Origin of the sequence: Arthrobacter phoenicis (assembly GCF_047238215.1) — a bacterium.
In the GTDB taxonomy this organism is placed as follows: Bacteria; Actinomycetota; Actinomycetes; order Actinomycetales; family Micrococcaceae; genus Arthrobacter.
Genome location: NZ_JBDFMK010000001.1, coordinates 2892659 through 2913792, shown reverse-complemented (window position 1 = coordinate 2913792; position 21134 = coordinate 2892659). Strand labels below are relative to the sequence as shown.

The 21134-nt window shown below is 68.2% G+C and carries 14 protein-coding genes; 5 read left to right on the top strand and 9 right to left on the bottom strand.

The annotated features are described in order from the left end of the window. Window positions 1-57 precede the first annotated feature (57 nt). Window positions 58-4329 carry an FtsK/SpoIIIE domain-containing protein gene (locus ABC337_RS13680; protein ID WP_412893237.1) on the top strand — a complete coding sequence of 1424 codons (4272 nt, stop codon included), beginning with the start codon at window positions 58-60 and terminating at the stop codon, window positions 4327-4329. A gap of 54 nt (window positions 4330-4383) precedes the next feature. Here ABC337_RS13680 and ABC337_RS13675 read toward each other — a convergent pair whose 3' ends face one another. Then, on the bottom strand, window positions 4384-4869 hold the full coding sequence (locus ABC337_RS13675; RefSeq protein ID WP_412883502.1) for a hypothetical protein: 486 nt from the start codon (window positions 4867-4869) through the stop codon (window positions 4384-4386). A gap of 236 nt (window positions 4870-5105) precedes the next feature. On the opposite strand from ABC337_RS13675, the gene ABC337_RS13670 reads away from it, so the two are divergent. Further along, window positions 5106-5354: a WhiB family transcriptional regulator gene (locus tag ABC337_RS13670; protein WP_003804966.1), complete on the top strand. Its 249-nt coding sequence runs from the start codon at window positions 5106-5108 to the stop codon at window positions 5352-5354. A gap of 91 nt (window positions 5355-5445) precedes the next feature. Here the strand turns inward: ABC337_RS13670 and ABC337_RS13665 are convergent, their stop codons facing one another. Genes ABC337_RS13665 through ABC337_RS13650 form a run of 4 tightly spaced genes read right to left on the bottom strand, consistent with a single transcriptional unit; the run spans window position 5446 to window position 13831 of the window. Continuing rightward, entirely contained in the window at window positions 5446-6915 is a 1470-nt protein-coding gene (locus ABC337_RS13665) for a sensor histidine kinase (RefSeq protein WP_412883503.1), read from the bottom strand. 36 nt (window positions 6916-6951) lie between these two features. Next, window positions 6952-11817 carry an NAD-glutamate dehydrogenase gene (locus ABC337_RS13660; RefSeq protein ID WP_412883504.1) on the bottom strand — a complete coding sequence of 1622 codons (4866 nt, stop codon included), beginning with the start codon at window positions 11815-11817 and terminating at the stop codon, window positions 6952-6954. Window positions 11818-11876: 59 nt separating this feature from the next. Next, on the bottom strand, window positions 11877-13193 hold the full coding sequence (locus tag ABC337_RS13655; protein WP_412883505.1) for a CpaE/TadZ family protein: 1317 nt from the start codon (window positions 13191-13193) through the stop codon (window positions 11877-11879). Continuing rightward, window positions 13190-13831: a CpaB family protein gene (locus tag ABC337_RS13650; protein WP_412883506.1), complete on the bottom strand. Its 642-nt coding sequence runs from the start codon at window positions 13829-13831 to the stop codon at window positions 13190-13192. The genes ABC337_RS13655 and ABC337_RS13650 overlap by 4 nt, the downstream gene beginning before the upstream one ends. 148 nt (window positions 13832-13979) lie before the next feature. Here ABC337_RS13650 and ABC337_RS13645 point away from each other — a divergent pair, with 148 nt between their 5' ends. Then, window positions 13980-14195 carry a helix-turn-helix domain-containing protein gene (locus ABC337_RS13645; RefSeq protein ID WP_290255681.1) on the top strand — a complete coding sequence of 72 codons (216 nt, stop codon included), beginning with the start codon at window positions 13980-13982 and terminating at the stop codon, window positions 14193-14195. An 11-nt stretch (window positions 14196-14206) separates the two neighbouring features. Here ABC337_RS13645 and ABC337_RS13640 read toward each other — a convergent pair whose 3' ends face one another. Then, a complete protein-coding gene (locus tag ABC337_RS13640; RefSeq protein WP_412883507.1) occupies window positions 14207-14770 on the bottom strand; it encodes a hypothetical protein in 564 nt (187 codons plus the stop codon). A gap of 211 nt (window positions 14771-14981) precedes the next feature. Between ABC337_RS13640 and ABC337_RS13635 the strand changes: the two genes are divergently transcribed. Both ABC337_RS13635 and ABC337_RS13630 read left to right on the top strand, forming a co-directional pair. Next, on the top strand, window positions 14982-15794 hold the full coding sequence (locus tag ABC337_RS13635; protein ID WP_412883508.1) for a LysM peptidoglycan-binding domain-containing protein: 813 nt from the start codon (window positions 14982-14984) through the stop codon (window positions 15792-15794). Beyond that, complete coding sequence (locus ABC337_RS13630) at window positions 15791-16210, top strand: Rv3235 family protein (protein WP_412883509.1); 420 nt, start codon at window positions 15791-15793, stop codon at window positions 16208-16210. Before ABC337_RS13635 ends, ABC337_RS13630 begins: the two co-directional genes overlap by 4 nt. A gap of 92 nt (window positions 16211-16302) precedes the next feature. On the opposite strand, the gene secA is transcribed toward ABC337_RS13630, so the two are convergent. From secA to hpf, 3 genes are all read right to left on the bottom strand, one after another. Then, window positions 16303-19041, bottom strand: a complete 2739-nt coding sequence (gene secA, locus ABC337_RS13625) for a preprotein translocase subunit SecA (RefSeq protein ID WP_412883510.1) — start codon at window positions 19039-19041, stop codon at window positions 16303-16305. A gap of 84 nt (window positions 19042-19125) precedes the next feature. Beyond that, entirely contained in the window at window positions 19126-20376 is a 1251-nt protein-coding gene (locus ABC337_RS13620; protein ID WP_412883511.1) for a winged helix-turn-helix domain-containing protein, read from the bottom strand. A 27-nt stretch (window positions 20377-20403) separates the two neighbouring features. Beyond that, window positions 20404-21123 (bottom strand): ribosome hibernation-promoting factor, HPF/YfiA family, encoded by a 720-nt coding sequence (hpf, locus tag ABC337_RS13615; RefSeq protein WP_412883512.1) that lies wholly within the window; start codon window positions 21121-21123, stop codon window positions 20404-20406. Window positions 21124-21134: the final 11 nt, after the last annotated feature.

The window sequence follows — 21134 nt, the reverse complement described above, 5'->3', positions numbered from 1 at the left end:
GCGCCGTCGGCAAACCCTACTCTGGAGCGCGGAGGAAGGAGCGAAGGAATCCGCGCGATGATCTTGCAGTGCACCCTGGCGGGCGGACCGGGATCGGTGATCCTTTCGCCAGTGGAACTAACCGTGGAACTGCCGGCAGGCTGTGCGGGCGGCCGGCTCGAAGCGGCCCTCAGGGGAAAGTTCGCCACGTCGCTCCTGCGAGTGGCCGGGTTTCCCCTCACCGCGTTGACGGTGGGCACTCCTCCGCTGGTCAACGGCGCCGTGCTTCTCGACGAACTGATGCCTCCGGCTGAAACCGCGCTTCCCTCCAGCTTCGAGCCGACGCTGACACTGGCCGTTATGGGCGGTCCCGCCGCGGGAACACTCCTTCCCCTACGACGCGGCGCCTATCGGCTGGGCCGAAGCGGCGTCGACCTCGTCATTCCGGATCCGGGACTCTCCCGCGAACACGCGAAGCTGAAAATCACACCTACGTCAGCCACCCTTGAGGACCTTGGAAGCGCTAACGGGACGTGGGTGGACGGCCGCCGGATTTCGCTGGCCCCGCTCACCACGGGTACTGAGATCCGGTGCGGTAACTCGACCTTGGGTCTGTTCGGCGGCTCGCCCGGAGATCAGTCTTTTGTAAACGACGAAGCCGGCGCCGACACCTCCGCACCCCTTCCGCTCCCGGCTCCGCCCTCTACTGGTCACCTCCCCACGCTCCTCATAACGTCCTTGCTCCCGCTGCTCGCCGGAATCGTCCTGACCCTTGTCACCGGGACGTGGATGTTCCTTGCCTTCACCGCCTTTTCTGCCCTTCCGGTGCTGGTCTCGGGGTTTAGCGGACGACGGCGCCGCCGGCAGTGGCACTCCAAAGTCGCCGCCGCCGCGCTGGCTGACGCAGATCGACGCCGTCGCGTCGCGCCGTCGATTTCCGCCCTGGTGACCGCCTCCGCAGCTTGGCCTCGGGGAGTCCCTCAAGAACCTGCCGGCGATAGCATCCGTGTAGCAGGGGGTCCTCACGATCGCCCCACTGCAGTAAATTCGGTGTGGCTACGGCTGGGATTGGCCGAGCAACTGGCCAACGTGCGGCCGCCGTCGGACACCGGTAGTTTCCGTCCTCCCAATAACGGAAGGTTGCCCGTCACCCTCGATCCCGGGATCGAGGCACGACTGTCGGGGCAAACTCAAGCGATGGAGGGACTGCTGCGCTCCTTCGTCATTCAGCTCGCCGCCTATCCCCGCGCGGCACTGACCCCGCTATATCTCATCGGCCCACCCGGGAGGCTTCTCCTCTCCGCGCGGTTCCTGCCGAGGGTCTTCGCTACCGCGGTGGAGGCAGACGCCGTCGCTGCACTGAGACGGACTCTGCCATCGGCGGCCGGTCCTCCCGGTGTCGTCATCTGTCTGCCCAGCTACCCCGCCTCGGAGGCGTTACGGGCGGAGATAGCTCGGTCGGGCTGGCAACTCATCACCTGCTGCCAGGATGGGCCCGCCGGGGAACGGTCGGGACAAACGGTGAGCCTCACGACCACCGCCGGCCGACTGACCACTCCCTCGTGGGTGACAGAATTCGTGGCAGACCTCGTCCCGGAGGCTGTCTTCGATAGTTTCTGTCGTCGCCGGGGCGGACAGCCAGCCGTGCCGCCAACGTCGGGCGGCATCCCTGCACGCTGCGAGCTGCAGGGAGCGCTACCGCTCACCAACGATTCGGTGAGGCGCCGTTGGGCCGCCACGTCGCTGCCTACGGCGCCACGGATGGGGCTCTCCGTGCCGGTGGGCCAGGGTGCCGCCGGGCCAGTGTTGATTGATTTGCAGCGTGATGGGCCACATCTACTCGTTGCCGGCACGACAGGCTCCGGAAAATCGGGGTTTCTCCGGACCCTCGTGCTCGCCCTCGCAGCCTCCCATGCGCCGAACGAGGTCAACTTCCTCCTCATCGATTTCAAGGGTGGCTCCGGCTTGGGCCCGCTGGCCGAGCTACCTCACTGCGTCGGCGTTCTCACCGACCTGGACGGCCACGAAATTGACCGTGTACTTGTCTCGCTCCGGGCGGAAGTACGCCGCCGCGAGCGACTCCTCGCCCGGGCGGCCGTTCCCGATCTCGCCAGCTACAGGTTCGGCGGCGACAGGCCGACAGCACTCCCACATCTCATTCTCGTGATCGACGAATTCCGAATGCTGGTCGATGAGGCACCGGCCGCACTGTCCGAACTCATGCGCATCGCCGCCATCGGCCGCTCCCTGGGCATCCACCTCGTCATGGCCACCCAGCGTCCCCAGGGAGCGCTCAACGCGGACATCCGCGCCAACGTCACCAGTTCTGTCGTCCTGCGCGTCCAGTCCGACGCCGAGTCGCTGGACGTTATGAATGCCAAGCTGGCCGCAACCATCCCCAACGACACTCCCGGCCGGGCCTACCTTCTTCGGGGCAATGCCGCCCCCGAAGAGTTCCAGACCGCCACCCTCGGCGGGACGGCGCACGACACCGATGCGGGCCACGTCACCGTGATGACCGCCGAAGATTTCCTTGTTGCTCCCCCGCAGCTGGAAGCTCATGGCGACGGAGCACCGGTTGATACGGCGGACGCCGCTGCACCTTTTATCGAACTGGCGCGCACGCTGTGGCTGGACGACGGCGGCGAACCGCCGTACCGGCCCGTCGCACCGCCGCTCCCAAACGCCCTTTCTTTTCCGGGTCCGGCGCCAACCTCTCGGTCCCCCGATGACCCGGTACCGGTTGGGCGACTTGCCGTCCGTCTGGGAATAGTCGATCTGCCGGAGCGGCAGCGTCAGCGCAGCCTGACCTGGTCGCCGTCTGGCCACGGGCATCTGGCCTTAATTGGCGGAGCCACCCATGGGCGCGGCACCACTTCGGCGGCCCTGAGGCTGCTTCTTGCCCAATGGGCTGCGGACGCGAGTACGCCCGCGTACCTTCTCGACGCCGACGGAGCCCTGGCAAGCGCAGCCAGCCACCCGCTGGCGGGAGCAGCCGTGGGACCGACGGAAACGCGGCGCGCCGCGCGGCTCCTGGCTAGGTTGAGCGAGGAGATGGCACGCCTGCTCGCTGCATCATCCGCTACGGCCGCGGCGTTGTTGCTGGTCGTCCACGGCTGGGGAACCTGGGTTTCTGCGTTTCGTTCCGGTCCGTATGCCTGGGCCGAAGACCTGTTTCAGGATCTGGTCCGGGGCGGTCCCGGAGCAGGGATCACCATCATCGTAACCGGGGACCGGGAACTGGTGACCGCGAGGTTCTTCGCATCCCTGCCCAACCGGATCTACTTCCCCGCCACCGCGACCCCAGAGAGCCGCCTCATGTGGCCGGCCATGCCAAAAGTTCGGGCTATCCCTGGCCGGGTCATCGCGTCCGGGCCATTCGCGGCGGCGGGCTGCCATCCCGACGCCGGCCGGAGCTCCCCAGTCGTCCCGCCATCGAAGGATAGAGACGGGGTTGGGATGGGACAGACGCGCTACTCGGGATCGACCGGAAGTGAATACGACGACGGTCCGGACGAAGAAGCCTCAGACGGCGACACGTTCCGGGTGGTGCAACTCTTCGAACCGCCGTCGTGGGCCGGGCCGGCGATGCGCGGTGACTTCGTCGACACTGAAGCTCGGCTGGGCCCTCCCTTCCGGGTGGAGGCACTCCCCGACCGGGTCACGGCGCGGGATGTGGCGTCCCGCCTCCTCGCGGGCGCGGCAGACGGAGGCACGGCCGAGAGGAACGGCCGGAACCATGGCCAACTCTGGATCGGTTTAGCCGGCGACGAACCGGGGCCTGCGGGCATCACACTCCCGACGTCAGGTGTCGCCGCCGTGCTGGGCGCGCCCGGGACGGGCAAGAGCACGGTCCTGGAAATCCTGGTCGCTCTTAACCCCTCGATGACCTGGCTGAAGCCGGATAAGCAAACACCGCAGGAGTACTGGACGGGCATCTGTCGAGAGGCCGAAGCGGGATCATTGGACCGGCAGGCGGTGGCCCTCGCCGACGACCTTGACCTTTCGACTCCGGAGGTCAACGCGGCGCTGCGGGACCTCAACGGCCGGGGTTGGCGGGTGATCTTCACCGCCGGCACCGGACCCGTCCTGCTGCAACGGGTGCCTTTGGCGATGCAGGCCCGTTTATACGGCAAGGGCATCCTGATTCGGCCCCGCAGCCTGACGGATGGAGACCTCTTCGGAGTGCGGTTCGACCCCGAGCCGCATCAGCCAGCCGGACGGGCGGTCCTCATCGGAGACGGTGCGGCGACGTGGGTTCAGCTCGCCGTTCCGGAGCCATCAGCGCTGTCCAGGAGAGATGCCAAAGGCCGTACCTCAGAGGTAAACCCGGAGATGAGGCCGGGTTGAAGCCCGGATCAAACGACGGGAGCGACGTCTCAGCGACCGACCCGGGAATGGCGCCTACAACGCCGGCGGGGACCCACCGACCCGCGAGGCGTAGGCGATGACGCGCTTGTCGAACAGCAACACGATCGCGATGGCGGCGGGAACCAGCATCGCAAGCCCGGCCAGCGGGTACCCGCCCGTCAGTGTGGGGAAACCGATCGTGAGAGCAAACAGCTGGGCCACCAGCGCGCCCGCGCGCGGCCAACGGTAGCCGCGGAACAGGAAGTGGCCCACAGCGAAGAGCCAGGCCGAGAAGGCCAGCAACAAGCCGAGGGTGAAGACCGCGCCCCAGAAGGAGAGCACCGGCGCTCCGGTCAATAACTGCAGCGCGTACCAGCCGGCCGCCACCAAAAGGGCTGCGGCCTCGAGGGCAGCGACGGCCGAGATGACGGCGATGCCGGCGGGGCGGGGAGGGCGGGCCGGGTCCGGGGCGCCGGCGGGTGATCCGCCCGGGTTCTCGGGCTCAACCGGCCCCTGGGGATTCTCTGCGGGTCTTGACACACTGGCACCATACCCGACATAGTCAAAACCACTTGGGGGACCGCCGATGCATGTGATGCATCGCTCACGAATCGGCGCTATATGGACCGCTAAAACCCCTTGTTTACGCAGCGTTAACATGACACGCTTAATCCAGATGACCGAGGGGGCCCACAGGGCCCCTTTCTTATGAAGCCTCTAGTGAATAATTTCACAAGAGGCCGAACGAATTCCCAGGAATGGAGTTACTGATCAGCATGGATTGGCGTAACCGCGCAGCGTGCCTCGACAAGGACCCGGAGCTGTTCTTCCCGGTAGGAAACACCGGACCTGCCCTCCTGCAGATTGAGGAAGCCAAGAGCGTCTGCCGCCGCTGCCCTGTCGTGGACACCTGCCTGCAGTGGGCCTTGGAGTCCGGCCAGGACGCCGGCGTCTGGGGCGGCATGAGCGAGGACGAGCGCCGGGCCCTGAAGCGCCGCGCTGCCCGCGCCCGCCGCGCCTCCTAGCTTGCTCGCCGGGCTCACCCGGCGCACAAACAAATAAAGACGGAAGCCCCGGACCATGCGGTCCGGGGCTTCCGTCGTTGTCAGGCCTAAATTACCGAGCGGCCAGGCTCAGCACCACCTGCACGGCGGTGCCCCCGCCCTCCCGCGGTTTCCACTGGATGCTGCCACCCAGCTCGGACGTCACCAGGGTGCGGACAATCTGCAGCCCCAGCCCCTCGGTATAGGACCCGGCAGGGAGCCCGACGCCGTCGTCCGCCACCGTCACGGTCAGCAGCTCATCGCCGTCCTCGCTCTCCGAGCGGTCCGCGAGCAGCCACACCGTACCCGCCCGGCCCTCGAGCCCGTGCTCGACGGCGTTGGTGACCAGTTCGTTGATGACCAGCGCCAGCGGGGTCGCGAAGTCGCTCGGCAGCTCGCCGAACATGCCGGAGCGCTGGGTGCTGACCTGCTGGGAGGGCGATGCGACCTCGGCGGAGAGCCGGAACTGCCGGCCGATGAGCTCGTCGAAGTCCACGCTCTGGGTCAGGCCCTGCGACAGTGTCTCGTGCACCAGGGCGATTGTGGCCACGCGCCGCATCGCCTGTTCCAGGCCCTGCTTGGCCTCGTCGCTGACCATCCGTCGCGACTGCATGCGCAGCAGCGCCGCCACCGTCTGCAGGTTGTTCTTCACTCGGTGGTGGATCTCGCGGATGGTGGCGTCCTTGGTGACGAGCTCCATCTCCCGCCGGCGAAGCTCGGACACGTCGCGGCAGAGCACCAGGGCGCCGAACCGCTGCTGCTCGTCCCGCAGCGGGATCGCACGCAGGGACAGGCTGACGCCGCGGGATTCGATCTCGCTCCGCCACGGCATCCGGCCGGTGACCACGAGCGGCAGCGTCTCGTCCACCATCCGACGGTCCTTGAGGAGCCCGGCGGTGACCTCGGCCAGGGAACGGCCCTCCAGGGATTCCCCGTCGCCGAGCCGGCGGAACGCCGAGACCCCGTTGGGGCTGGCATACTGCACGATCCCCTCGGCATCCAGCCGGATCAGGCCGTCACCGACCCGCGGCGCACCCCGCCGCGATCCGGTCGGCGAGGCGAAGTCCGGCCAGAGGCCGAGCGTGCCCATCCGCAGCAGGTCGTAGGCGCATTGCCGGTAGGTCAGCTCGAGCCGGGACGGCATCCGCGAGCTGGACAGGTCCATGTGCGAGGTGACCACCGCGAGCGTCCGGCCGTTGCGCACCATGGGCACGGCCTCCACCCGCATCGCCATGTCGCTGCTCCAGTTGGTTTCATTGGAGCGCTCAATGACGCGGCTTTCCCATGCCTTGTCGACCAGGCGTTTCAGGTCCGAGCGGATGCCCTCCCCCACGAAGTCGGCGTGGAACACCGTGTGCGAGGTGGAGGGCCGCACGTGCGCCAGCGCCACGTACCCCAGTTCGGGGTGCGGGAACCACAGCGCCAGGTCGGCGAAGGCCAGGTCGGCGACCATCTGCCAGTCCCCCACGAGCAGATGAAGCCACTCGGCGTCCCCCGGCCCGAAATCAGCGTGTTCCCTGATGGGGTCGGTAAAGATTGCCACAGCACCTCCATTTGCGACGCGGGGACCGGCAGGATCCTAGCGTCGAACGATTGACCTCAAGAGCCTCAATGCTACCGACAGCGACGCCATGTCATCGGCCTCGAGCGCGTTGACCTCATCAAACATGCTCTTGGCCCGCTCGAGTTGCTCGACGTTCTTGCTCTCCCACGCCACCAGGCGTTCCTCGGCCGGCATCTCGGCGGGCGTCGCCTCGAGGACCGCGGTCGTCATGTCCGACACCGTCGAGTAGAGGTCGTCGCGGAGGGCCGCACGGGCCAGCGCCTGCCAGCGGTCCTTGCGCGGCAGCTTGGTGATCCGCTCGAGCAGGGAGTCGGCGTGGAACCGGTCGAAGACCGTGTAGTACACGTGCGCGATGTTCTCCACCGGTTCCGGGCTGGCGTGAACGATCTTGGCGATGTCCAGCAGGACGAAGCTCTCGAATAGCTCCGCCCAGCGGTGCGCCAGGTCCTCCGGAAGCTCCCAGCCGCGGGCCTTCTCCAGCCACTGCTGCACCCGCTCGCGGTCACCGCCGCGCAGGTACTCCAGGAGGCGGGCACGCATCGGGTCCAGCAGCGGCTTGAAGTCGGCGACGATCTCCTCGATCGGCCGCGCAGCATTGCCCTGGCTGAGGACCCAGCGCACGGCCCGGTCCAGGAGCCGGCGGATGTCCAGGTGGACGGTGCTCCAGTGTTCGGTCGGGAACGAGGCCGGCAGTTCGTTGAGCTCGCCGACCATGACGTCGAGTTCGTAGACCTCGCGGAGGGCCACGAACGCCTTGGCGACGGCGGCCTCCGTGGCGGAGGTTTCCTCCATGGCCCGGAACGCGAAGGTGATGCCGCCCATGTTGATCATGTCGTTGGCGACGACGGTTGCGATGATCTCCCGGCGCAGCGGGTGGGTGTCGAGCTCGGCGTCGAACCGTTCGCGCAGCTGCTTCGGGAAGTAGGAGCGCAGGGTCCGGCGGAACCACGGGTCCTCGGCGAGGTTGCTCTCGCGCAGTGCCGTGGCGAGCTCGATCTTGGCGTAGGCAGCCAGCACGGAGAGTTCCGGAGAGGTCAGGCCCTGGCCCTGGTCCAGGCGTTCGCGCAGCGTGGCGGTGGTGGGCAGCGCCTCCAGGTCACGCTTCAGGTCCGCCGACTTCTCCAGCCAGTCCATCAGCCGCTCGTAGCTGGGGCTCCATTCGGCCACGCGCATCCGGTCGTTGAGCAGCAGGATGTTCTGGTCGATGTTGTCCTCGAGCACCAGGCGGCCGACCTCGTCGGTCATCGAGCCGAGGAACGCGGCACGTTCCTCCGGGTCGAGCTTGCCCGCGGCGACCATCCGGTCGACGAAGATCTTGATGTTGACCTCATGGTCGGAGCAGTCGACGCCGGCGGAGTTGTCGATGGCGTCGGTGTTCAGGATGACCCCCTGCAGGGCCGCCTCGATCCGGCCGCGCTGGGTCATGCCCAGGTTGCCGCCCTCGCCGACCACCTTCACGCGCAGCTCACGTCCGTCGACCCGGATGGAGTCGTTGGCCTTGTCGCCGACTTCTGCGTTGGTTTCGGTGCTGGCCTTGACATAGGTGCCGATGCCGCCGTTGTAGAGCAGGTCGGCGGGTGCCAGCAGGATGGCCCGGAGCAGTTCCGGCGGGCTGAGCCGGGTGGTGCCCTCCGGCAGCCCCAGGGCCGCGCGGACCTGCGGGGAGACGGGGATGGACTTCGCCTGGCGCGGGTAGACGCCGCCGCCCTCGCTGATCAGCGATTTGTTGTAGTCGTCCCAGGAGGAGCGGGGCAGGTCAAAGAGCCGCTGCCGTTCCTCGAAGGAGGACGCCTCGTCGGGGTTCGGGTCGAGGAAGATGTGCCGGTGGTCGAACGCGGCGAGCAGCCGGATGTGCTTGGAGAGCAGCATGCCGTTGCCGAAGACGTCGCCGGACATGTCGCCGACGCCGACGACGGTGAAGGGCTCGGAGTGGGTGTCGAGGTCCAGCTCGCTGAAGTGGCGCTTGACCGACTCCCAGGCGCCGCGGGCGGTGATGCCCATGGCCTTGTGGTCGTAGCCCACCGAGCCGCCGGAGGCGAAGGCGTCGCCGAGCCAGAAGCCGTAGTCGGCGGCGAGGCCGTTGGCGATGTCGGAGAAGGACGCGGTGCCCTTGTCCGCGGCGACGACAAGGTAGGAGTCGTCGCCGTCGTGTCGGACGACGTCGGCCGGCGGCACGAGGGCCTCACCGTCGGGGGAGGTCACGACGTTGTCGGTGATGTCGAGCAGGCCGCGGATGAACGTCTTGTAGCTCTCGATCCCCTCGGCCATCCAGGCGCCGCGATCTGCGGCCGGATCCGGGAGCTGCTTGGCGTAGAAGCCGCCCTTGGCGCCGGTGGGCACAATGACGGCGTTCTTGACCGTCTGCGCCTTGACCAGGCCCAGGATCTCGGTGCGGAAGTCTTCGCGGCGGTCGGACCAGCGCAGGCCGCCGCGGGCGACCTTGCCGAACCGCAGGTGGACGCCTTCGACGCGGGGCGAGTACACCCAGATCTCGAACATCGGGCGCGGGAACGGCAGTCCGTCGATCCCGACCGGGTCGAGCTTGAAGCTGACGTGGGTCTTGTTCTGGTAGAAGTTGGTCCGCAGCGTGGCCTGGATCAGGTTGGTGAAGGTGCGGAGCACGCGGTCGGCGTCGAGGGTGGCGACCTGTTCGATCGCTGTGTCGAGCGCGGCGCGGACCTCTGACTGCCGGGCCTCACGGTCGCCGTCGCTCACGGCCGGATCGAAGCGGGCGGCGAAGAGGGCGTTCAGGCCTCGGGCGACCTCCGGGTTGGCCAGGAGGGTGTCGGCCATGAACTCAAAGGAGTTGGTGTTGCCCATCTGGCGCATGTACTTGGCGTAGGCGCGGAGCACCACGACCTGGCGGGGGTGCATTCCCTCGCGGAGCACCAGCCGGTCGAAGCTGTCCGATTCGACGGTGCCGGAGACGGCGGCGCCGAAGGATTCCGCGAGCAGGGTGCCGGTCGTGACGGGGTCGACGCCGGCCGGGTATTTCAGGCCCAGGTCGTAGAGGAAGAAGTCGCGGTGGTCCGCGGTTTCGATTTCGAAGGGTCGCTCGTCCAGGACCTCGAGGCCGAGGTTGTGGAAGAACGGCAGGATCTGGCTGAGGCTCTTGGGCTCAAGCATGTAGAGCTTGACGCGGGCGTCCTCCTCCAGGATGGCTCCGGCACCCTCGGGCAGGTAGACGTGGACACCGGGCTGCTCCGCGGCGTGGCCGCCCTCGCGTTCGGCGGCGGCTCCGTACTTCTCGAACCGGGCGATGTCTTCGAGGGCGTCCTCGACTTCGTAGTCGACCCTGTAGCTAGCCGGGAAGGCCTCGGCCCAGACCGCGGCCAGTTCCTTGGAACCGTTGCCACCGCCGGCCTCGGCGCGGGCGCGGAGGACCTCGGAGATGCCCTCGCTCCAGGACCGGGCGGCGAGGACCAGCCGCTTCTCCAGGTCCTCTGTGTTGACGTTGGTGGTGTCGGCGTCCTTGGGGAGTCGGATCCGGAAGAACAACCGCGCCAGCGCGGACTCGGTCATCCGGGCCTCGTAGTCGATGGAGACGGCGTCGAAGGTCTCGCGCAGTTCCTTTTCGATCCGCAGGCGGACGTTGGTGGTGTACCGGTCGCGCGGCAGGTAGACCAGCGCCGACATAAAGCGGCCGTAGACGTCCGGGCGGAGGAAGAGCCGCGTCCGGCGGCGTTCCTGCAGCCGCTGGATGCCGGTGGCGATGGCGGCGAGGTCCGGGATTTCGATCTGGAAGAGCTCGTCGCGGGGGTAGGTCTCGAGGATGCCGAGCAGGTCCTTGCCGGAGTGCGAGTCCGGCGGGAAGCCGGCGTCGCGCAGCACGGCGTCGACCTTTTCCCGGACAACCGGAATGTCGCGGACGGAGCCCGCGTAGGCGGTGGTGGCGAACAGGCCGATGAAGCGGCGTTCGCCGTCGACGTTGCCTGCAGCGTCGAAACTCTTGACGCCGATGTAGTCCAGGTAGGCGGACCGGTGCACGGTGGAGCGGGAGTTCGCCTTGGTGATGACCAGGGCGCTCTTCTCGCGGGCCTTCTTGCGGCCGGTCTCGGTCAGGTGCTGGATCTGGTGGCGGGTGTCGCTGCTGTCGCGCAGCAGCCCGAGGCCGCTCTCTTCGCGCAGTTCGAGGACGTCCTCGCCGGATTCATTCCGCAGGTCGTATTCGCGGTAGCCCAGGAAGGTGAAGTTGCCGTCGTCGAGCCAGCGCAGGAGTTCCTGCGCCTGCCGCAGGCCGGCCACGTCGGCGGCGTTGGTGACCTTTTCGAGGCCGTCGGAGACCTCGTGGGCCTTGTTGCGCATCTTCGGCCAGTCCTCGACGGCGGCGCGCACGTCGCCGAGCACCCGGTTCAGGCCTTCGATCAATTCCGCCCGGCGGTCCTCGTTGACGCGGTCGATTTCGACGGCGATCCAGGATTCCATGTGGGAGGCGTTGTCGCCCTGGGCGATGAGGTGCGAGAGGTTGGGCATCGCGGCCGTGTCGCCGCTGGAGATGCCGAGGTGGGAGGGGACCCGCGCCACCTTGACCAGCCGGCCGGTTTCCCGGTTGCGGGTGACGACGAAGAGCGGGTGCATGACCAGGTGGATAGGGGACTTCTGCCGGACCAGTTCGGCGTTGACGGAGTCGACGAGGAAGGGCATGTCGTCGGTGACGATGTAGACGACGCTGGCATCCGCCTCATCGATGACCTCGATGTTGGCGTGGCCGGGCTGCCGGGCGGCGGCGGTCCGCAGGTGGGCCTGGGCGCGGGCCGAGAGCGTTTCCTGGCCGTAGCCCTTGGCATCCTCCTCGGCGAGGTGCTCGTAGTAGTCCGCGAAGAACCTCTCATCGGCTCCGATCGAAACGGGTTGATCCTCCACGCTGGACCCTGACGACATCGACAAACGCCTCCATTAAGAAAGTTCGCGGCCGCACCGTTGCAGCCCTCATGGGGAGCCTAGTCTTTAGCCCACCGGCTTGCTGTGGAAGAAAAGACAGAGGTTTTAGATTTTCGCTGGGCAGGTGCACAAACCAGATGTGCGATGGCGCTGCGGAGGGGCGAATCGGGGGCCGTCTCGTGCAGCAGCGAGCCTGCCAGCAGAGCGGCGTCGCAGGCCGCAGCGTCGGAGGGCAGGAAGGCGGTGACGGGCGCCGCCGGACCATAACGGGCCCACGCCTCCTTCAGTTGACGCTCCGGTGCCCGGCCGACGGCGGCGGGGCGAACCTTGTTGAGGACGACCCGCGGCAGCGCCTCGGGTACGGCGGCCGAGAGCTCCGCCAGGCCGCGGACCAGCCTCGGAACGCCGACGGGGTCTGCGGAGCCGACGGCGTAGACGGTGTCAGCCAACTGCAGGCTGCGCAGGGTGGAAGCGTTGCGGCGCGGTGCCATCGAGTCGAAGCTCAGCTCCTCGTCGGCCTCGAGGCAAAACCCGGTGTCGATGACGGTGACATCGGCGATCTCGCGCGCCCGGCGATAGACCAGGGCCAGGGCCGCCGCGCGGAGTTCGGTCCAGCGGTCCGCGCGGGTGATCCCCGTGAGGACCCGGAAGCTTCCCGCCTTTGTGGCCACCGGCAGGGCCAGACGAAGGAGGGCATCCCCATCGAGGGAACCCTGGTCCGCGAGACGGCACGCCTGGGCGAGACCGGCCGCCTCGTCGAGCAGGCCCAGGGCAGCGGCGACGCTGGCTCCGTAGCTGTCGGCGTCGACCAGCAGGACCGACCGGCCGTCCGCCGCCAGTTCGCCAGCCATGTTGACCGCGAGCGTGGTCCTCCCGGGTGCCCCCGCCGGCCCCCAGACCGCGATGATCTCTCCGGTGCCCGTCTGCATCCCGGAGGGCTCCCCGCCGTCGGAACCCGCCACGTTCCCTGGTGTACGCGGCGCGGCGGCGACGGTAAAGGCGTCACTGCCGGCTTCCGGCCCGGCCGCGGAGAGGCCGGCCACCGCGGCGGCGATGACCGCTGCGAGTTCTTCGGCCGCCACATCGATGGGGCGCGCCGTCACGCCGATGCCGCGCAGCCGCGCCGCCTCGTCCGGGCTGTCGGTCAGGGCGACGACGGCGACTCCCACGGCGGAGAGTCGGTCCACCAGCGAGGCCGTGAGCTCCCCCGCGTTCCCGGCCACGACGGCGGCCCGGGCCAGGCCGCTCTGGCAGGCGGCGAGGAGTTCGGCCAGTTCCTCGCAGCGCCGGACCACCGAGACGGGGCCGTGGAGCCGCTCCAGGCTGCCGACCAGGGGCTCGGTGCCATGCCCGACCGTGACGACGGGAATGCTCATTGGCCGGACCCGCCTGGATTCCACACCACCGAGATTCTGGCCTTGTTGGCCTGGGCGCCCAGCAGCTTGGGCATCTGGCCGTCAGGGACCAGCACCATGACCACGGTGGAGCGCTGCGCCCCCAGGGCGTTGCTGCCCGGGGCCAGTTGCGCGATCTCGGCCCCGCGGAGCAGCAAGGCGGGTTCGCTGAAGCCGTTGCGGTTGTCCGGGAGGGCGACCCACACGTCGACGCGGGAGCCGGCCACGGCCTGCGGCGGCAGGGCCTCGTCCACGGTGACGGCCACGGGTTTGCGGGCCAACGCATCGGGCTGGCCGAAGCTCTCCCGCGGCAGCAGCTGATCCTTGCCGATCCGCTGGATGGCGACCAGGCCCTCCGAGAGTCCCGCCTCGGGGGTCAGGTAGTTCTCCTCGACGTCACCGAGGCGGACGTTGACCCGGTGCAGCTTCTCGGGCGTCAGCTTCTCCCCGACGGCGATCGGCTCGCTCGCAGCGAAGGCCTCGGTGGTCCGATCCGCGGCAGCGACCAACGACACGACCCCGGCCGTTGACGCCAGCACGAGCAGGATGCCGACCAGCAGCCTCGGGTCTTTCCACGACGGCTTCTTCAGCCTGGCCCCGCCGCCCTCTGTCACCGCCATGCGCAGTTCCCCCATCTGTGCGTCCGCGCCGCCGGCGCCGGTTTCCCCATTGTCACGAATTGTGGGCCCTGCGGGAAGACCGGGAACCAGGGAACTGCAAAGTGTGGATAACCGCATCAATGTCGACGCCCGGTGGCAAAATGGGAGCATGCCCCGATTCCTCACCCTCGCGGATGTCGCCGAACAGCTGCAGATCAACTCCCCCGCCGCCTATGCGCTGGTGCGGAGCGGTCAGCTCAAGGCCATCCAGGTCGGCGGCCGCGGGCAGTGGCGGGTGGAGGAAGCCATGCTGGAGCAGTACATCCAGGAGCGGTACGCCGAGGCCAGCCGGATGATCGAGGAAGCCAAGGCCAAGGGCTCCTGACCCCTTTGCGGCTAGGTCCCTCCGCGCCCGGACCGGATGGCCGCGAGGGCGCCGAACGGCACCGTTGACACGGCCCGGACATTGGCGGCGCGGCGTTCTTCGCCGGGTTCCGTCTCCGCGAGATCCAGGAAATCCCTCCCCACCCGATCGATAACCCCATGCAGGGCCGGGGCACCGGCGGCGCCGATCAGCTGAACGGTCAGCCGGGATCTATCCCTGGCCAGTTCCCGCAATGCACTCGCCAGGCTGAGGCGGCCCGACGGCTTGCCCGCCGGTACCGCCTGGAGCGCCAGACCGGTGACGCGGATGGCGGCAGCATGCGGAATCAGTACCTGGTGCCGGCCTGTCGCCAGCACCAGCCATCCCAGGCCCACATGGTCGAGCCGTCCTTCGCAGATGTCACCCGTTGTGAGGTGGACCGCGATTCCTTGTCCCACCGTGCCGCGGAGCCGGCCGGCCAGTTCCACGCCGGTGGCGTCGATCCGGGCGCGTTCGTCCACCTCGGCGTCTAAATCGAGCCGTCGTTCGGCGGCGAGTTGCGCTTCGAGGTCCGAGAAAAGGGCGTCCCACCGCATGCGGGCCAGCGTAGGCGCGTCCTCCGGACGGGGTCAATGGGGTGTCCCTGCGTGCTTTCGCCCGCCTTCGGGCGGTATGGGCAGGTTATGCACAACCCGTCGCTTGCCCTAGACACCCGATCGCACACGGGTTCACACTAGGAAAAGTGCATCAAATGACATCAAAGTGCATCAAACACTATCCAATTATTTAGATCCCTGGGAGGCCGGGATGACGATTCGGCAGCATCCACCCGTCGGCATTTCCACCGGCCGCTCCGGCGATGCGGTGGTGGCGGCGCTCATCCTGCTGCTGGGCGGGCTGCTCACGGGGTCGGGAATGATCCTGGCCGCCCACTTGCGGACCGCCGCGGTGCGCAGGCAGTCCGTGGCTTTCGACACCAGCCTGGGCGTCATGGCAACCACGGCGGGGCTGATCGTGGTCGTTTGGTGGGTGCTCTCGTTCCTCCTCGCCTTTAGCTCGGCGTTGCTGGAGCGCGGCGGCCGCGCCCGGGCTGCCGCCGCCACCGGGAAATTTAGCCCGGCGTTCATGCGCCGGCTGGCCCTGGCCGCCATCGGTCTTCAGCTGGTCACGGCTCCCCTGGCCCGGGCGGCCACCGTCCCCGACGTCGGGGGCGCGGGCACTTCCCTGCCGGCGGCCGTGTCGGCCGCGTGGGCCCCGCAAGGACACACCGCAACGGTCGGGCCGCGTGCACCGTCGCCGCCCCGGCCGGACCCGCGGTGGCTGCCCTCCCCCGTCCCTGCCCCGCCGGGCGCCCTTGTCCAGCCCCAGCTGAGACCGGAGCTGCCGGACGCCGGCGGCCGGCAGGTGACGGTCAGGGCCGGCGACTCACTGTGGAGTCTCTGCGCCGCGGAGCTCGGGCCGTTGGCCTCCGACGTCGACATCGCGGCCGCCTGGCCGGAGCTCTACCGGATCAACCAATCCGTCGTCGGCCCCGATCCCGGGCTGCTTCGACCGGGCCAGGTCCTGGTCATCCCGCCGTCGCTTTCATCCAGCTCCCCGTCCGCCGAAGGAACCCCATGAGCCCGCTCGCTGAACCCCGTCCCGGCTACGCCGCCCCGCAGTCCCCCACCGCACTCCGCCCGGTCGACCCGGACCGCGACATTGAGGCGCTCTGCCGCTCCACGGTGCAGGCGGCCATCGAAGTCCTGGCCGGAACCCGGCCGGCGCACCAACTCGCCCGGCGGCTGGATGAACGGTGCCTGACCGCCCTCCAGCACCGCGCCGCCCTGACCCGCCGGGTCGCCTCCGGCACCTCGCCAACGGCGGGGCGCTTGCACCGCAACCCGTGCGTGCGGTCGGTTCACGCCTGCCGGATCTCCGAGGACGTGTACGAGGCCAGCGCCGTGGTGTCCGACGAACTCCGGGTCCGGGCCGTAGCCCTGCGGCTGGAACGGAGCCGGCTCGTCTGGCGGGTCACCGTGCTGGAAATCGGCTGAACCCGCAACCCAGGCTCACGCCCCAAAAGGAAACACCGCGGGTCCGGAACACTACGTTCCGGACCCGCGGTGCAGGTGGTTGGACCTGTTGCCTAGCGGCGCTTCTTCTTGCTGGCGCGGCGCGGGGACTCCTGGGCCGCGGCCTTCGCCGGGTTGCCGGAACGCCCGGAGGACTTGGCCTCGACGCGGGTCTGCGCCGTGCCGTCCTCGCTCGGGGCCGTGTACTGCAGCTGTGCCGGCTTTTCCGGAGCCTCCAGCCCGGCGGCGTGGATGTGCGGTTCCTGGTGTTCGGTGTGCTGGCCGGACTCGTCGGCGACCACCACGTCCTGGGCAGGGGTGACCTCGACCTCGAGGTTGTACAGGAAGCCGACGCTCTCCTCCCGGATGGCCTCCATCATGGCCTGGAACATGGTGAAGCCCTCGCGCTGGTACTCCACGAGCGGGTCACGCTGGGCCATGGCCCGCAGGCCGATGCCCTCCTTGAGGTAGTCCATCTCGTAGAGGTGCTCCTGCCACTTGCGGCCGATCACGGAGAGGACCACACGGCGTTCGAGTTCGCGCATGCTCTCGGACCCGATCTGCTCCTCGCGGGCCTGGTAGACCAGGCGCGCGTCGGAGAGGATTTCCTCCTTGAGGAATTCGACCGTGATCCGGGACTTCCCGCCGGCCTCGTCGATGACGTCGCGGGGCGTGAAGCTGACCGGGTACAGGGTCTTGAGGTTGGACCAGAGCAGGTTGAACTCCCAATCGTCGCCGGTGCCTTCGGCCGTGGCAGCGTCGATGAACGCGTTGATGGTGTCCTCGATGAAGTACTGGACCTTCTCGTGCAGGTCGTCGCCCTCGAGGATGCGGCGGCGGTCGCCGTAGATGGCCTCGCGCTGGCGGTTCAGGACGTCGTCGTACTTGAGGACGTTCTTGCGCTGCTCGGCGTTGCGGCCTTCCACCTGGCCCTGGGCGGAGGCGATGGCACGGGAGACGAGCTTCGATTCGAGGGCGACGTCGTCCGGAACGGAGCTGCTCATCAGGCGCTCGGCGGCACCGGAGTTGAAGAGACGCATCAGGTCATCGGTCAGCGACAGGTAGAAGCGGGACTCGCCCGGGTCGCCCTGGCGGCCGGAGCGGCCGCGGAGCTGGTTGTCGATGCGGCGGGATTCGTGTCGCTCGGTGCCAAGCACGTAGAGGCCGCCCAGGTTCAGGACCTCCTCGTGCTCGTCCTTGACGGACTGCTTGGCGGCCTCGAGGGCGGCGGGCCAGGCGGCCTCGTACTCCTCCGAGTTTTCCTGCGGGTCCAGTCCGCGCTTGGCGAGCTCGGCGACGGCGGTGAACTCGGCGTTGCCGCCGAGCATGATGTCGGTGCCGCGGCCAGCCATGTTGGTGGCCACGGTGACGGCGCCTTTGCGGCCGGCCTGCGCGACGATCGAGGCCTCACGGGCGTGGTTCTTGGCGTTGAGGACCTCGTGCCGGACGCCCTCCTTGGCCAGGAGGCGGGAGAGGTATTCGCTCTTCTCGACGCTGGTGGTGCCGACCAGGACCGGCTGGCCCTTCTCGTGCCGCTCGGCGATGTCCTTGACGACGGCGTCGAACTTCACGGTCTCGTTCTTGTAGACGAGGTCCGGCTGGTCGATGCGCTGCATGTCCCGGTTAGTCGGGATGGCGACGACGCCGAGCTTGTAGGTGCTCATGAATTCGGCGGCTTCGGTCTCGGCGGTACCGGTCATGCCCGCGAGCTTGTCGTACATGCGGAAGTAGTTCTGCAGCGTGACCGTGGCGAGAGTCTGGTTCTCGGCCTTGATCTCGACGCCTTCCTTGGCCTCGATCGCCTGGTGCATGCCCTCGTTGTAGCGGCGGCCGGCGAGGATGCGGCCGGTGTGCTCGTCGACGATCAGGACCTCGCCGTCGAGGATGACGTAGTCCTTGTCGCGCTTGAAGAGTTCCTTGGCCTTGATGGCGTTGTTCAGGAAGCCGATCAGCGGGGTGTTGGCGGACTCGTAGAGGTTGTGGATGCCGAGATAGTCCTCGACCTTTTCGATGCCGGCCTCGAGGACACCGACGGTGCGCTTCTTCTCGTCGACCTCGTAGTCGGTGTCGGCCTGGAGGCGCAGGACCACCTTGGCGAACTCGCTGTACCAGCGGTTCGTGTCGCCCTGGGCGGGGCCGGAGATGATCAGCGGGGTGCGCGCCTCGTCGATGAGGATGGAGTCCACCTCATCGACGACCGCGAAGTTGTGACCGCGCTGGACCAGCTCTGACTTGTCCCAGGCCATGTTGTCGCGCAGGTAGTCGAAGCCGAATTCGTTGTTCGTGCCGTAGGTGATGTCCGCGGCGTACTGCTCGCGCCGGTGGGCGGGGTCCTGGTTGGCCAGGATGCAGCCGCTGGTCAGGCCGAGGAAGCGGTAGACGCGGCCCATCAGGTCGGACTGGTACTCGGCGAGGTAGTCGTTGACCGTGACCACGTGGACGCCTTTGCCGGCGAGGGCGTTCAGGTAGGCCGGAGCGGTGGCCACCAGGGTCTTGCCTTCACCGGTCTTCATTTCGGCGATGTTGCCCAGGTGCAGGGCGGCGCCGCCCATCAGCTGGACGTCGAAGTGGCGCATGCCGAGGGTGCGTGAGGAGGCCTCGCGGACGGCGGCGAAGGCCTCGGGCAGCAGGTCGTCGAGCTTCTCGCCGTCGGCGTGCCGGGCCCGCAGCCGGTCGGTCTCTTCGCGCAGCTCGGCGTCGGTGAAGGTCTGGAAGGAGCTTTCCAGGGCATTGATGGAGTCGGCGTAGTTCCGAAGTTGCCGCAGGGTCTTTTTGTCACCCGTGCGGAGAAGTTTTTCGATCAGTGATGCCACGTGAAATTGCTCCCAGTCTCAAGCTGCCGAATTCCGGCGTGTTTAGTCTACGGGAGGGACACAGCGCGGACCGCGCCTGTTCCCTCAAAGCGGATGCAGGCCAGCCACCGCCTGTGCGAGCGCCGGCGCCAGATCGCCCACGGGGGCCACGATAATCCGGTCCAGCTCCAACCACTCTGCCATGAGCTGCAGTTCTGCCGCGAGTTCGACGGCGGTGTCCCCCGGCGCGTCCGGCTCCGCGAAACTGCCGCGGACCAGCAGGCTGCCGGCGGCACGGTCCGCTTTGAGGTCGACGCGGGCGACGATGCCGTCGCGGAGCAGGAAGGGAAGGACGTAGTAGCCGAAGCGGCGCTTGGGCTCCGGCGTGTAGATCTCCAGCCGGTAGTGGAAGCCGAAGAGTTCCTCGAGCCGCCGCCGCTCGAAAACCAGGGAGTCGAACGGGCTCAGCAGGGCCCGGCCGGTGGCGGTGCGGGGCAGCCGCGCCTCCACATGCCGGTAGACGGGCCGGTCCCAGCCGGCCACGGTCACCGGTTCCAGCCGACCAGCCTCGACGAGTTCGGCGAGCGCCTCCGCGGCGGCCCGCTGCGGGGTGCGGAAATAGTCGGCGAAGCAGCGCAGGGTCCCGATCCCGTGGGCCAGCGCCGCGGCGTCGATCAGGCGAAGCATGGCTGCCCCGGCGTCGGGCCGGCCGCCGCCCTGCTCGGTATTTTCCGGTCCCACTGATGCCACTGCGGTGGACGGCAGGACCCGGGCGGTGAGGGTGTAGCGGCGTTCGAAGCTGCCGGTCCGTGACGCCGCCGTCACCGTCCCCTCCTCGAACAGGTCCTCGAGGACCCGTTTGACGGTGTTCCAGTTCCAGCCCCAGTTGTCCGTGCTCCGGGTTTCCACGTGGCCCAGCCGGACGGTGAGTTCGGCGGCGGTCAGCGGCAGCCCCCCGGCCAGCTCGGACAGGATCCGGGCGGCAACGTCGCCGCGTTCCTCCGGGTCCATGGCATGGGCGCCGACCCACTTCCGTTTCTGCCACAGCCTCAGGTCCTCGAAGTGATCGGGACGGATGAAGCTGGCCTCGTGCGCCCAGTACTCCATCATCCGGCGCGGGTGCACCCCGGAGAGGCGTTCCAGGATGCTCCGGTCGTAGTTCCCGAGCCGGGAGAAGAACGGCAGGTAGTGGCTGCGCGCCAGCACGTTGACCGAATCGATCTGGACCAGCTGCAGGCGGGCAAAGGTCCGGCCCACCGCCCGTGAACTTACCGGGGCGGTGGGCCGGACCTTGTCCAATCCCTGGGCTGCCAGTGCGATCCGCCGTGCCTGCTTCAGGCTCAGCGTTGCGGGCACATCTTTCCCTTCGTCGGTTGTCCCCGCCTATGCGGTGGCGGGCTCTCCTTCAGAACGATAGGCGACGATCTTTTCCTCCAGGGGAGCCTCGCCCGGGGCGCAGGTCTGGTCGAGGCTGATCACGCCGTAGGTCCAGCCTTCGCGGCGGTATACGACGGAGGGAGCCTTCGTTTCCTTGTCCACGAAGAGGTAGAAATCGTGGCCGACCAGTTCCATGTTGTCGACGGCTTCGTCGAGCGTGAGGGACGCTGCGGGGAAGACCTTGCGGCGGATCAGGACCGGCGAGTCCCCGGCAGGGAGATCATTCTCCACCTCGTAGGGGGATTTCTCCTCCGGCTTCGCCTCGGACCAGTGGGCCGCCTCCTCGTAGATCGGTTCGCGGGTGCTCGCCGGTTCGAGGGAGGCCGTCGCCTCGGTCACGGATTTGGGGGTGTGCCGGCCGTGGTGGACCTTCTTGCGGTCCTTGGCCCGGCGCAGCCGCTCCAGAAGCTTGTTATAGGCCAGATCGAAGGCGGCGAATTTGTCCGCCGCGCTGGCTTCGGCACGGATCACCGGGCCGCGGCCCAGGACTGTCAGCTCAACCGTGAGCAGCTCTGCAATCTGCCGGACTTTGGTTTCCTTGGTGACCTTTGCATCCACCCTCTGGACCTTGTCGCCGAGGGAATTGATCTTCGAGATCTTCTCCTCGGCGTACTCGCGGAACCGGTCGGAGACCGTCAAATTGCGACCGCTGATCATGAACTCCATGGTGCCCTCCA

Bases quoted from the DNA above. Each gene is read 5' to 3' on its own strand.
- ABC337_RS13680 (WP_412893237.1), top strand. From the start codon at position 58: ATGATCTTGCAGTGCACCCTGGCGGGCGGACCGGGATCGGTGATCCTT.
- ABC337_RS13670 (WP_003804966.1), top strand. From the start codon at position 5,106: ATGGATTGGCGTAACCGCGCAGCGTGCCTCGACAAGGACCCGGAGCTG.
- ABC337_RS13660 (WP_412883504.1), bottom strand. From the start codon at position 11,817: ATGTCGTCAGGGTCCAGCGTGGAGGATCAACCCGTTTCGATCGGAGCC.
- ABC337_RS13655 (WP_412883505.1), bottom strand. From the start codon at position 13,193: ATGAGCATTCCCGTCGTCACGGTCGGGCATGGCACCGAGCCCCTGGTC.
- ABC337_RS13650 (WP_412883506.1), bottom strand. From the start codon at position 13,831: ATGGCGGTGACAGAGGGCGGCGGGGCCAGGCTGAAGAAGCCGTCGTGG.
- ABC337_RS13645 (WP_290255681.1), top strand. From the start codon at position 13,980: ATGCCCCGATTCCTCACCCTCGCGGATGTCGCCGAACAGCTGCAGATC.
- ABC337_RS13640 (WP_412883507.1), bottom strand. From the start codon at position 14,770: ATGCGGTGGGACGCCCTTTTCTCGGACCTCGAAGCGCAACTCGCCGCC.
- ABC337_RS13635 (WP_412883508.1), top strand. From the start codon at position 14,982: ATGACGATTCGGCAGCATCCACCCGTCGGCATTTCCACCGGCCGCTCC.
- ABC337_RS13630 (WP_412883509.1), top strand. From the start codon at position 15,791: ATGAGCCCGCTCGCTGAACCCCGTCCCGGCTACGCCGCCCCGCAGTCC.
- hpf (WP_412883512.1), bottom strand. From the start codon at position 21,123: ATGGAGTTCATGATCAGCGGTCGCAATTTGACGGTCTCCGACCGGTTC.